This window comes from Flammeovirga aprica JL-4 (assembly GCF_012844305.1).
Taxonomy (GTDB): domain Bacteria; phylum Bacteroidota; class Bacteroidia; order Cytophagales; family Flammeovirgaceae; genus Flammeovirga; species Flammeovirga aprica.
The window spans coordinates 1-13,122 of sequence record NZ_JABANE010000008.1 but is presented as its reverse complement, the minus strand read 5'-3'; the positions used below and the strand labels follow the sequence as shown (position 1 = coordinate 13,122).

At 33.7% G+C, this 13,122-nt stretch carries 9 protein-coding genes; 2 read left to right on the top strand and 7 right to left on the bottom strand.

Annotated features, from left to right (window positions below):
- Positions 1–30 precede the first annotated feature (30 nt).
- The 3 genes from HHU12_RS36095 to HHU12_RS04090 all read right to left on the bottom strand — a co-directional run bounded on the left by HHU12_RS36095 (position 31) and on the right by HHU12_RS04090 (position 3,067).
- Positions 31–363, bottom strand: coding sequence for a hypothetical protein (locus HHU12_RS36095; RefSeq protein ID WP_449401694.1), 333 nt, complete (start codon positions 361–363; stop codon positions 31–33).
- A 24-nt stretch (positions 364–387) separates the two neighbouring features.
- Positions 388–1,170, bottom strand: a complete 783-nt coding sequence (locus HHU12_RS04095; RefSeq protein ID WP_169655271.1) for a lipoprotein N-acyltransferase Lnb domain-containing protein — start codon at positions 1,168–1,170, stop codon at positions 388–390.
- Positions 1,171–1,300: 130 nt separating this feature from the next.
- Positions 1,301–3,067, bottom strand: coding sequence for an ABC transporter ATP-binding protein (locus HHU12_RS04090; protein WP_317170447.1), 1,767 nt, complete (start codon positions 3,065–3,067; stop codon positions 1,301–1,303).
- Positions 3,068–3,572: 505 nt separating this feature from the next.
- On the opposite strand from HHU12_RS04090, the gene HHU12_RS04085 reads away from it, so the two are divergent.
- On the top strand, positions 3,573–4,646 hold the full coding sequence (locus tag HHU12_RS04085) for a Glu/Leu/Phe/Val family dehydrogenase (protein ID WP_169655269.1): 1,074 nt from the start codon (positions 3,573–3,575) through the stop codon (positions 4,644–4,646).
- A 76-nt stretch (positions 4,647–4,722) separates the two neighbouring features.
- On the opposite strand, the gene HHU12_RS35785 is transcribed toward HHU12_RS04085, so the two are convergent.
- Positions 4,723–7,413 carry a carbohydrate-binding protein gene (locus tag HHU12_RS35785; RefSeq protein WP_169655267.1) on the bottom strand — a complete coding sequence of 897 codons (2,691 nt, stop codon included), beginning with the start codon at positions 7,411–7,413 and terminating at the stop codon, positions 4,723–4,725.
- A 799-nt stretch (positions 7,414–8,212) separates the two neighbouring features.
- Between HHU12_RS35785 and HHU12_RS04075 the strand changes: the two genes are divergently transcribed.
- Complete coding sequence (locus HHU12_RS04075; RefSeq protein ID WP_169655265.1) at positions 8,213–9,094, top strand: hypothetical protein; 882 nt, start codon at positions 8,213–8,215, stop codon at positions 9,092–9,094.
- Here HHU12_RS04075 and HHU12_RS04070 read toward each other — a convergent pair whose 3' ends face one another.
- The 3 genes from HHU12_RS04070 to HHU12_RS04060 form a co-directional block, all read right to left on the bottom strand.
- Positions 9,095–11,704 carry a carboxypeptidase-like regulatory domain-containing protein gene (locus HHU12_RS04070; protein WP_169655263.1) on the bottom strand — a complete coding sequence of 870 codons (2,610 nt, stop codon included), beginning with the start codon at positions 11,702–11,704 and terminating at the stop codon, positions 9,095–9,097.
- Between the two features lie 268 nt (positions 11,705–11,972).
- On the bottom strand, positions 11,973–12,671 hold the full coding sequence (locus HHU12_RS04065) for a GLPGLI family protein (protein WP_169655261.1): 699 nt from the start codon (positions 12,669–12,671) through the stop codon (positions 11,973–11,975).
- Positions 12,672–12,700: 29 nt separating this feature from the next.
- Positions 12,701–13,122: hypothetical protein (locus HHU12_RS04060; RefSeq protein WP_169655259.1), on the bottom strand; the 422-nt coding region annotated here is incomplete at its 5' end.

Genomic DNA, 13,122 nt, shown 5'->3' with positions numbered 1-13,122 from the left:
TTTGAAGTTTCTAAGTTTCATTTGCTTTGATTATTTAATTTGCTTTGAAATAGTTGATTTATTTTTATAGATCTGGTCATATAATATTAACCAATTAATAGATATTACAGAAATAGTAAAAAATAAATAAGAATAGTTAATATGGTTGCTAATTATAGCATATACAATTAAAATAAAATGACATGAGTTATGCATTATAAAGTAATTGGTCACCTTTTTATAATTACAAATAACACATACAATAATATTTAATGGATTTAACCATAAGAGATTATAGTTCTCATTTAACATTGGGTCTTTACTGAATAATAGTATAAATAATAAACTTCCTATTATTCCTGTAAAGGATAGAAATATATAAATATAAAGTCGAGAACTATTTATGGCTTAAACGGCTATCAAATAAAGAAATAAATATTTAAATTCTATTTTTCTTGATGTAATACTTTTTTTTTCAGAAAAACTGTTTAATAAATAAATTGGTGTGAATACTAAATTGCTTTCTAAATATTTATCTGATGCTGACGATAACATTATATCAATAAAAAACATCTCTTCCAGTATTGAAAGATTAGAACTATATCTCAATTTATCTCTTATTGTTAAATTGTCAACATCAGGTAATGAATATTCTGTTAAATAATTATACAATAGCGTACTACAATTTACATATGCAATACTATAGTTATACTCTTGCTTTGATACAAGTTCAGAGATTAAAGTATTAAATAGGACTTGAATTTGTTGAGAAGGTAAATCTATTACCTGATATGTTATACATCTGTCATTCTCCTCTTTTAAAAATATGTGATGAGAAGTAAGTCTCAGTTTATATATATCAGTCCCAAAGAGCGTTTTTATATTTGAAACAAAATTATTTGTTTCTATTGATACATATTCAAAAACGTAATCATATTTATAATCTATATCCTTGATATAAATTGCACTATGCCCCCATGCTTCATCAATATTATTTCCTGGATTTATAGTAATAAGATATAACTCAAGATTATCAGAAATAGAAAACGGATTCGCTAATGTTTTGTTTACAATTAAAACAGTACTTATAATAACTGTGTAAAAATATTTTTTAGCATTAACTGATTTATTTTTTTTTACCCCATTAGTAAAGTGCAATCCAAAGAATATAATTAGAAATATATTACTCATCAGTCTTTTGGTCTATGAATGTTAGTTTTTATCAGTATCAAATTTAATAATAGCTCATGAAAAAAGGCATAGATAATTGAACTTTACTATGCCTTTCTTAATATTTAATGTATTATTTGAGTAATAAAAACTAAAGCTCCTCTACTTCTTTATATTGCATTTCATATAATCTAGAGTAGAAACCTTTCATTTTTAATAACTCCTCATGACTTCCACTCTCTTTGATTTCACCTTTATCCAATACAATTATGTTATCCGCATTTCGTATTGTGGCTAATCTATGAGCGATGGCAATACTTGTTCTTCCTTTCATCATGGATTTGATGGCATCTTGAATCAGTACCTCAGTTTCTGAATCCACTGAAGATGTGGCTTCATCCAAAATGATAATCTTCGGATCGTACACCATTGTTCTTACAAAAGACAACAACTGACGTTGGCCTACAGAAAGCGTAGCTCCTCTTTCCATTACTTCATAATCCAATCCTCCTGGCAATTTATCGATAAATGATTTTGCTCCAACAAGCTCAGCTGCTTTGAGAATTTGCTCATCCGTAATAGATGTATCACCTAATGTTATATTTTCTCTGATTGAATTCGAGAACAAGAAAACGTCTTGCAATACAACCCCAATGTGTTTTCTTAAGTTGTAAAGATCATATGATTTCACATCACGTTTATTCACGCAAATGCTTCCTTTATTGATTTCATAGAAACGGGAAATCAAATTAATGATAGAAGATTTACCTGCTCCTGTGGCTCCGACTAAGGCTACTGTTTGCCCATTATTTACTTTAAAGGAAATGTCTTTCAGCACATAATCCTCATTTTTATAAGCAAACCATACGTTTTTGAATTCAATATCACCATCAATATGATCTGTTGTATAAGTGCCTTCATTTGAAATCATGCTCTTGTCATCCAACAGCTTTAAGATTCTATCTGAAGAAACAATACCCATCTGCAGTGTATTGAATCTATCGGCAATCATACGGATTGGTCTGAAGAAAAGGTTGATATACATGATGAAGGCAATCAAAGTACCGATCGTAGCATGTCCGTCTAATACACTATGAGCTCCCCACCATACCAATAAACCTGTACCTGATGCGGCAATTACTTCCGCCACCGGATAGTAAATAGAATAATACAATACCGTACTGATATTGGCATCTCTATGTTCTTTGTTGATCTTTTTGAACTCTTCCTGTTCTCTTTTTTCAGCAGTGAAAAGCTGCACTACATTCATACCTGTAATATGCTCTTGTACGAAGGTATTCAGGTTGGAAACTGCATTTCTAACATCACCAAAAGCGACTTTTATTTTCTCTTTGAAAACGTAAGTTGAGAAAAGAAGAAGTGGCAAAACTGATAAACTAATGAGTGTTAAGCGCCAGTCAGTGTAAAGCATCACCACAAAAATAAAGAACAGCTGAAGGATATCTCCCAACATTGCCGCCACTCCATTTGTGAATACTTCTGATAAAGTCTCAATGTCTGACACCGCTCTCGTAACAAGGCGCCCGATAGGTGTGTTATCATAAAACTTCAGCTTCAATTTCAGAATGTGATCATACAACTGCACACGCATATCTTTGACTACATGCTGTCCTAGCCAGCCTGATAAATAGGTATGACAAAACTGTACTAACGCCTGTAATAACTGTACCGCGATGAGTATAACAACCATCTGATGCAACCCCGGCATATCATTGACTACAATAAAATTATCTATTGTGTACTGTATTAAGTAGGGTCTGGTAGGTGCCAAAACACCCAACGATATTGTTAAGAAAACGAGTAGAATAAAATATTTCATGTAAGGATTCAAGAATTTCATCATCCTTGACAACACCTTTCCATCAAATATTTGTCCTGTTTTTTGTTCTTTTTCCACTGATAAATGAGTTATTGTTTGCAATGTGTTTCCGCCATCATTGCAATCTTTATGTCTTACGTTCGAGTTGAATTCTTATTAATCCAATAAAGATAAGGTAACCACTCTATTGAAATACAAAAATGCATTGAATGTTTTAATTTTTTTGAGATTACTTCCTATTAATTCATCAAATGTGCAGAAGTTTTAATCTCATTATGATAATTCAATTCATTAGAAATCGTAATTAAAGCCTTTTTTTCTAAAAAAAAGAGAGAATTTAAAATTCAATAGATTATTCTAAAAAATAAATGGATTTATTCTATAATAATTCATATAAATTGAAAAAATTCAAATTATAAGTATAATATTTTGCAAACTCTAATAATTTACTTTGCTTTAATGCGACTTGCAATACTATTTTGAAAATGTAAATTGCCATCACATTTAAATTTCCAAGCACTATTTCACGAAATGTGAAGTGCTATTTATCAAGAATTAATCAAAGCAACAACAAAGTATAGTAATGGAAGATATCTCAATATTTGAAGAGGTCTCTAGCATGGGACATGAGCAGGTAGTTTATTGCCATGAGAAATCAACTGGCTTGAAAGCTATTATTGCTATTCACAATACAGTTTTAGGCCCTGCCCTAGGTGGTACTAGAATGTGGATGTACGAGAATGAAGCGCAAGCTACGAATGATGCCTTACGTTTATCAAGAGGTATGACGTTCAAAAATTCTATTGCTGGACTAAATCTTGGTGGAGGTAAAGCCGTAATCATTGGTGATGCAAGAAAACACAAGTCAGAAGCGATGTTGAGAGCTTATGGCCGTTTCTTGAAAAACCTTAATGGAAAATATATTACTGCAGAGGACGTGGGAATGAATGCCGGCGATATGGAGCATATTGCAGCAGAAACTTCTTATGTAAGTGGTATGCCTGAGACGCGTGGCGGTTTAGGTGATCCTTCTCCTTTTACTGCTTATACTACTTATATGGGTATGAAAGCAGCTGCTAAAAAACAATTTGGTTCTGACAGCCTTGCTGGAAAGAAAGTTTCTATCCAAGGAGCAGGACACGTTGGAGAGTACATTATCCAACACCTTGTAAAAGAAGGATGCGAAATTTATGTATCTGACTTCTATGAGGACCGTGTGAAAGATGTAGTGAATAAGTATGGTATCAAAGGGGTTGCATTAGATGAAATCTATGACCTTGATGTAGATATTTATTCTCCTTGTGCATTGGGTGCTACTGTCAATGATGAGACATTGGAACGTTTGAAATGTTCGATCATTGCAGGTTGTGCGAACAATCAATTGGCTAACGAAAAAATCCACGGTGATTTGGCCAAACAAAAAGGTATTCTTTATGCACCGGATTTCTTGATCAACTCAGGTGGCGTGATCAACGTGTATGCTGAAGTGATCAAAACTTCTAAAGAATGGTCTTGGAACAAATGTGAGTTTGTATACGATCAGACTTTAAAAGTATTCGAGCAATCGGAAGCTACGGGCAAAAATGCTCAAGAGGTAGCAATCGACATTGCCCAGCAACGTATTAATGAAGTTGCTGCAATCAAGAGCACATATTAATTTTACCAATTCAAGGTTACCATATAAACTTCCAAGGCATTCCTTTTTTAGGAATGCCTTTCTTTTTTTCTTAATTCTACTCTTTGATAAACTTAATAGAATGAATACTATTTGAATGATCTGTGATCTTCATAAAGTAAATCCCCTGATTTAAAGTAGAAATATCTAATTGAGCATTTTGAGGTTTCAGATTATAACTCCTTCCATCTATTCCAAAAAGCTGAAAATCGACAACCTCTCCCACCCCTTTAATATTAAGTACATTATGAGCTGGGTTCGGATAAATCTGTAAGGATTGGGCTAACGTTTTTTGTCTTCCATTATTGACTATTTTTGGAGTTAAAGAGAACCAATTCAAATTAAATCCACCATTTCTGATATTGATGGCAATTTCATTTAAGTTTTCAGTAATCTGAATATCATGTGAAACCGTTCGCCAATTTTGCCACCCCGATGTAGAAGGGATCATAATTGTTCCAAAACTATTACCGCCTCCAGCTTTTTCAATCTGAAGCTCACCTCCTCCATTTTGTGATGCTATTCTATACTCCAAAGTATAATTCCCCGCAGGGATATCTGCATCATAAACTAACCAATCGTCTTTTGTGGTCCAGCCAATATTTTGGCCTCCTTCACTACAAGCTTCTACTTGAATTCCTTCCATCAGTTTATAACTTTCAGCTTCAATTTGAATAGGATCAACTTCAACAGGAGGTGTACCTTTTGGTGTAAAACGAATCCAGTTCATATTGAACCCACCAGAAGGTACTCCAATTGCCAACTGCTGTTCTCCACTATTTAAAGTGACTTCATGTGATATTGTCTGCCAATTTTGCCACCCTCCGGTATTGGGAACATTTAAAGTACCTAAGATTGTATTACCTTTATCTTGCTCTAAATTGAATGCTCCATCAGCTTCATTGCTCGCAACTCTGTACTCCACAGTATACAAACCACTTTGCGTTACATTGACATTGTATTTAAACCAATCTCCTGCATCGATATGTCCCACATTCAAACCTCCTTCCTCGCATGTTTCAGTTTGCACACCTGATGATTGAGCATAATTTTCAGCTTCAATTGTACCCGGCAAATCTACGGTTTCCGGATCAGGAGTTGCAGGTTGACCATAAACGCGAACGTAGTCAACTTCCATTTGTTTTGGCCATATACTTGAGTCAACGCCTTGAGCTCCGCCCCAATTACCTCCAACTGCAATATTTAAGATAAGGTGAAATCTTTTATCAAACGGCCACTCAGCACTTCCTCCGTGTTTATGATGTGTAAAATATAGTTCGTCATCAATAAAGAAATCAATCTTATCTTCATACCAATTCACTGCATAAATATGAAACTCTGAATGATAGTTTGATTTTTCTACTTTCCCTGCCAATTGAGTTCCTAAAATATGATTATAAGCCTCAGTATGCACTGTTCCATGAACTACATTAGGATCATAACCCACATTTTCCATAATATCAATTTCACCACTATTCGGCCATCCGCCATATTCCCAATCCGTAGGAAGCATCCAAATGGCCGGCCATGTTCCTCTACCCGCTCCAGGTAATTTTGCTTTGACTTCAATTCTTCCGTACAACCAATCTCCCTTATTTCTTGTTACCATTCTTGCAGAAGAATATTCAATACCTTCATGCCAGTCTCTTCTCGCTTCAATAATTAAACTTCCGTTTTCCACTCTAGCATTTTCTAATCTTGAAGCCGTATAGTTTTGAAGTTCATTATTACCAAAACCACCATTTCCTGTGTCATACCCCCATTTTGATGGATCAGGCAAACCGGTGTAATTAAACTCATCAGACCAAACTAAAGTCGGTTGGTTTTCATTTACTGATTGAACGGTTACACTGTTGACAGGACTTGTGGCTATTAAACCTGAGTTGTCAGTCGCTGTAATCTGATAGTAAATTATCCCTTCCTCTATTTGAGCTGGAATCGTACCCGTATAACTGTTTGAATTATTAGATGATAATTGAACGATGTTTAATAGATTATCAGAAGAATACCCCCAATTTATTTCAGCAGTTGTGACCGTTCCATCATCAGTAATTGTCGCTTGAATTTCAATTGTTTCATTGATCAAAGGTGAACTTGGGGTTGCTACAATCTGTGTAATTTCTGGTGCGGAAACTATTGGAGCATATACCGCTGAGAAATTATTGAGATTAAAACCTCCTCCTGTAATTACTAATTTTAAATGTTGAATCCCTGCGGTTAATTGAACACCTGACACTGCTACATCTACCCAATTCTGCCAAGCACCCGTTGATGGAATATCAATATTTCCAGTGATGTTTTGACCGTTCAGTTCAAGGTGAAATTGTCCACCAGCATTCATTGCGGCTACTCTAAAACTAAAGTCGTGATTCCCTGTATTTTGGACGTTGACTTGATAATTTAGCCATTCACTACTTTGCGTCCAGCCTAGATTATATCCACCTTCTGAACATTCTTCAATATCTACGGCATCATTTCTATAGACGCCTCCTTCATTAATGGCATTTGTATCAAAAAAAGGAATTCCAGGGCATCCTTCATTGTAATTTTCAGCTTCCACTACTCCGGGTAAATTGGGAATATTTCCCTGAAATGCCCGATGTTCTGTATCACAAAGTATACCCTCCATTGGAGAACTAGGATTGTGTTTGTTTATAGCTCCGATTATAAAAGATCGAGCGTACGAAAACTCGCTTGCACCACAAAAGATTAGTAATGCAAATAGTCTTAGAAGAGAGTTGTATTTCATTTCAAGTTAATTTTTGTTGTTTACTAAAATGAGGTTGACATTTTAGTGAAGAATAGATCGCCGGTTCTCTTTTATTTATTATTCTATTTAAAATACAGATAGATTTAGTTTTAATTTAACCCTATAATTCGCTGGTATTTATCTGAATAATGTTCATAGCTATGCCTCAATTTACGTGGAAGTTTTTTAGAAATAAAAACCATTAAAATTTTATAGCCGAGGAAAATATCATTTAAATAAATTCACATCAAACTGATTATCAATACTTAAAAACACACAAAGTATAATTATTTACATTTATTTACCTTTTAAACGAAATGCTTTTAACACTCGAACGAAAAAATGTAGTATTTGCTATCAATTACTCTGATAAAATAATGTATTGCGTAGCTCACTTTCATGAATTATAAATGATAGTTCCCAATAAACTTGTACTTTATTTCAACAAGATTTTGAACTGCAAACTCTTCTTCCACATTCTATTATTACAGTAAATGGAACAACAGTTCAATCTTGATATTTTTCTATTTTAAAGTAAAATAATTACATCCTAATAAGGTAATATTCATTCTTTTAGCTTATATTAGGTATGAATACTAAGACTATAAAAAATTATCACACAAGTACTAAGTCAAAAATAAATCATAGTTAATTCTAATTTATTTTTTGTGAATACGACGCTAAAAAACGTATTAATAGTGGCTCAACTAAAAGTTTTTTCAAGGAAGTAATCATAAAACAATAAATAGAATATTAGATAATTTTGAATTTGTGCTTATTTAAACTACTACTTATAAAAATGCAGCCTATTGACAAAATCAAAAAATGGAAAAGACAGCATAGATTCATCCTTACAGGTATGATCCTGTCTACATTTGCCATCATCCTCCTACAATTAAGCTATACCTCTGTTTTAAAAGGGCCTTACGGTTTTGTAGCTAGCATCGTATTGCTTATAAGCCTTTATGCTTTCGTAATTTATCCCCTGCACAAACTCAAGTGGTTTTTATGGGCTTTCAAAAATGAAAATGACAAAGGGGAATTACTTCGGTTAGCCACTGATGCTAAAATTGTCCATGCTTACAATAGCAACTTTCTGTATGCAAGCAAGAAGGAAAAAGAAATCATCAAAAAGTATTATGCTCAGGCCAAAGAAGGAAAGCTGAGTGATCAGGAAAGTAATACTACTTTTGAAGAAACGATTTTTTACAACGACAAAGGTATAATCCTTGAAAAATCTACTTTAGCTTTTACTATTCCTGTAGTCCTGTTTATCATTTTCCTTTACTTAGGTATCTCTAAAGAATTTGATAGTATCAGTGATTATGTAAAAAATCTGACACCAATAATTGCTCTCCTTTCCGCTATCTATTTGATCAGAGCTTTATGGCATATTCTAGACACTTCCATCAAATTAAGAATCAACGAGCAGGGTATTCAAATCAGGAAAAATAGATTTCACTTGTGGAAAAACATCAAACGCATCTCTGTGGAAGAAACACGATTCAGTAATGGAAAAAATGGCAAAGTTGTCCCTATGCTTCACTTATTTGCACAAGGGTATGAAGAAAGGCTAGATATTTCTTATTTGGCTGTTTCTATGGACGAACTGAATGATTTGATAGAACAGTATAAGAAACATGAGGGTAGAAAAGTAGATTTAGAGCAATCTGAAGTTTAATTAGAACTTGAATTTCACTTGCATCATCAACTGTCTTGGTCTGAGATAAAAATAGGACTGATTACTTTGAAAAGCATTCATATCCGTTTGTGTATAAAACTGATAATCCAAGAGGTTTTGGGCAACAAATGAGAGGCTTGTTTTCTTATTAAATTGATAACGGTAAGAAAAATCCATATAGAGAAAATCGTCATCAACAAAGGTGTGATCAATCCATTTATTATTCCATTTCAGCAGATGCTTTTTATATGAAAACTGCACATTTGCTCCCATTGTGCTTTGAGACCAATCAACCTGATTCATCTCCTGATAGGTGTTTTTTGAATGATAATCCGTATAAAAAGCAGAAACGACCAAACCTTTTATAATAGGAAAATCCAGCATCGCTTCCCATTGTAAATACTCGTTTCTGTTTCTATTGACTTGATCATTCAAAATTATATTTTCTTCATTTTGTCCTATTGCTACACTCCCCTTGAATGTGGACCGAAGTGCAAGCAGAAACCAGTCGAAATTCCCCTTGAGTTGCTGACTGAGGCCATGATTGTTTTCAAAATAATCTGTCTGCAACAAAGTTACTCCCTCCTCATTAATCTCGTATTTAGTAATCCAGTCCTTGTTGCTACTTTTGATTTCATAACTTGCATAAAAATTCAAAGACGCGACAGGTAACTCATACGAAAGGTCATTTCTAAATTGGTGTATTTCTGTCTTTAAAATAGGTAAATCCTGTTGCTTGATTTCACTGTAATTATGAATAATCAAACCGCTGTACATTTGGGGCAACTCCATAAAATTTGTGTTGTAGGAATAATTACCTTGATATTTCACTCCCTCTATATTGTACATTAAAAAAGCGGATGGCTCAAAAACCAATGCCGTAATTTGGTCTTCCTTCTGCTGTATATCATCTAAAAGTTTCCGGTATTGGAAAGAAAGTTTTGGACTTGCTGAGAGGTACAATTTCTTATGTCGGAATTCAATTGTAGGAGTAATTTTAGGGATAAATGAATGATATTGTAGATCATTCTGATACTGAACATCTGTTGTTTCTTGAATAGTGGGAAGATCTGAAGTCATCGATTTCCATTCGTAATTCACCCCAAGTTTGGAGTTGAACGTCACTTTTTTCCATTTCCTGATAATATTAGTTCCCAAATGTGCCTTCAGATGATTTTGAGAAATTTCCTGCTGTACTTTTTGAGATGCTTCTAAAAAAGATAAATTGGTCAAAGGACCACCTGTAAAACTCAACTGCTCTGGCGTATTTGTATATTCAAAATAAGCATTGAGTTTGTAATACGCTTTCCCGATTTTTTGAATCTTACTTAACTTGTCACCTATACTATAAAAAGTTCGGTGGGATTGCTGTGGAATTAAAACTTCATTTTGATAGATTTCACTGCTCTCATCATCCTGCAGCACTTTAAAATGAAAAGTGTTTTTGAAGTAATTTTTCTTGTCATTATGCTCATAAGTTAGTTTGGTCTTCAAGTACTTTTTATGAAAAGTAGACTGCTGAAGGTTATGGATATCAATTGTATCATTTCCAGAAAAAAACAACGTATTGGATGCTAAACCTTGTTTTCGTTCATCAAAATAAGCATCAATATTTACCTTCATATCTCCTTTCCAGAAACCTGTAATATAGTTGGTCGTGACGGAATGCGTTTGATGATCATTATATTCTGATTTTTCAAAAAGTGTACTTTCTAAAGGCTGTTTCCCAAGTAAAAAAGAATGCTGACTCTCAATCAATCCAAACTCCAAATAATCAAAAAGATTAATGCCGTTGAAAACACTCAATTCATCCCTGCCACTATTAGTAGAAGAAAATACATTGACAGTCTGATGCTTTTTATTGAAAACCATAGGTGTCGCTTTTGCCAGCCATCTATACGGAACTCCACCTCCCATTTCTACACTTCCAGTTACATTCACACCTTCTTTCAATACAATATTAATGGCAGGATCTACAGAGTTGACCACATCTTTCAACATTTTTACCGGCTGATGATTTTTCAAAATTTCTACTGAGGCCACCGCTCCTTTGGGAAGGTTCTTGGTCGTAACAGCATATTGAGAGCCCATCAAATCCTTCCCTTCCACATAAAGTTTATTGATGGCTTTTCCCTGATACTGAATTTTACCATCCTCACTGACCTCAACTCCTGGCAATCGTTTTAAAACATCTTCTATAGATTCATCCCCCTCTTTGGAAAAAGTAGCCACAGTATAATTTAAAGTATCACCCTCCTCTGTAATAGGCTTTGTTTTCACCTGTAATTCTTTGAGGTATTGATCCGAATGCTTCATTTTAAAATCAAACGTTCCTTCTTCTACAGCCACTTTTTGAGTCGTAATTTCATACCCAAGTGACCTCACAGTGATCCTCACACTATCCCTTTTTTCTTTTAAAGTGATCATGTAATTTCCCTTCGAATCAGTGATGTTAAACCCTAGAATTCGCTCTTCATTGATAGGATAAGCAATCACTGAGGCACCATTGATTACTTCACCTTCGGTGTTTGTTACTTTCCCTTTTAAAGACGTTTGAGCAATAGTTTGAAAGGAAAGAAAGAGTAAAAGTAAAGTACAATAGTTTTTCATAAATCGAATTAGTTCGTTATCTATCGAGAATAAAAAAAAGATGAAGTGAAAAAAATTAAAGATTGTCCAAGTACTTAGATCTTCGCCTTTGGCTCGTAAAATCTAAAAAGAAGATTATCGTAAAGAGAATATTTGATCTTCATTTGTTTGATATTTTCAGGGGACTGATCTTCCAAAAAAGGAAGTTCACTATCTTTTTGAAAAAAAAAATCTCCTCTTAAATCACGCCCCATTTCTAATAGTTTCCTTTTTTTGACAAGAAGCTTACTCAGCCCTTTGTAATTTTTCCCTTAAATACATCTTCTGGGTGAGCAATAGTAAATTCAATATCTCCATCCTTTTCAATAGTCAACAATTCAAAAGAATGTCTTTTTTCTGTGTCTTGTATTTTTAGTATCAACCCCGGCAAACCACAAAATACAAAAGGACCATCTGAGATAGGAATTTCGGGAGCAAACCACACTTCCAAATGATAAACACCAAAACCTAAGGTCGCTTTTATACATTGATACCCTAAAATCTCTTTCATCTCATTGGTAATTATCCAATCAAAATCGTCCATACTCTCTTCTAGCTGAAAAGGAGTTATAAAATCGGAGGTTAGAGTAATTACCTTTCTTGAATCAGAGAATTTATAGACCTTATAATTATTAATTTTGGTTTTGGGCATTTGATTTAAAATCCGTCCACCGCTCTGGAAACTAGAAATAAATAATTCCGATGTCTTTTGAGAGAACAATTCATTAGCTTTTTGAGAAATGTTAAATGCCTTTGCACTTAAATACATGGAAACTTTATCACTCGAAATCAAAACAAACTCCTCTGTTACTTTTAAGGTATCGCCAATAAAGGGCTTAGTTGTATGACGGTAGGTACATTTGATTTTTGATTTCTCTCTTTGAATCTCTTTAGCAAATAAAGAAAGAGGTAACACTAAAAGCCAAACTATTATGCTTATTGTTTTCATAGAAGTTAATTATTATGTTTTGATAGCTTTTAAATGTCTTTCTGAGGATCGTAAAATTTGAAAAGGAGATTGTCGTAGATAGAAAACTTTAGTAAAAGTTCTTTTCTTTTTTCTAGTGTAAAATCTTCTATCAAGGGATATGGCGCTTTTGATTGACCAATAAATCTCATTAATTGATCGTCCTCCACATCATATCCTGCTTCTACTAACTTTCTAGTTCTTTTTATTTCCTTTACTATTTTCTTTGGTGTCTTTACTCCAAATTTTTCAGCGTTATTGATCCACTTGTCTACCAATTCAAATGAAATATCATAATCAATGCTGGTCATTTTAAAAGAATGAATATTTTTAGTGTCATACAACTCTAAAATTAAACCAGGGTAACTACTCACCGACATTAAATTAGACAAAAAGTAAGTCAGCGATAATTTAAATTTAATAAAATCTTCAT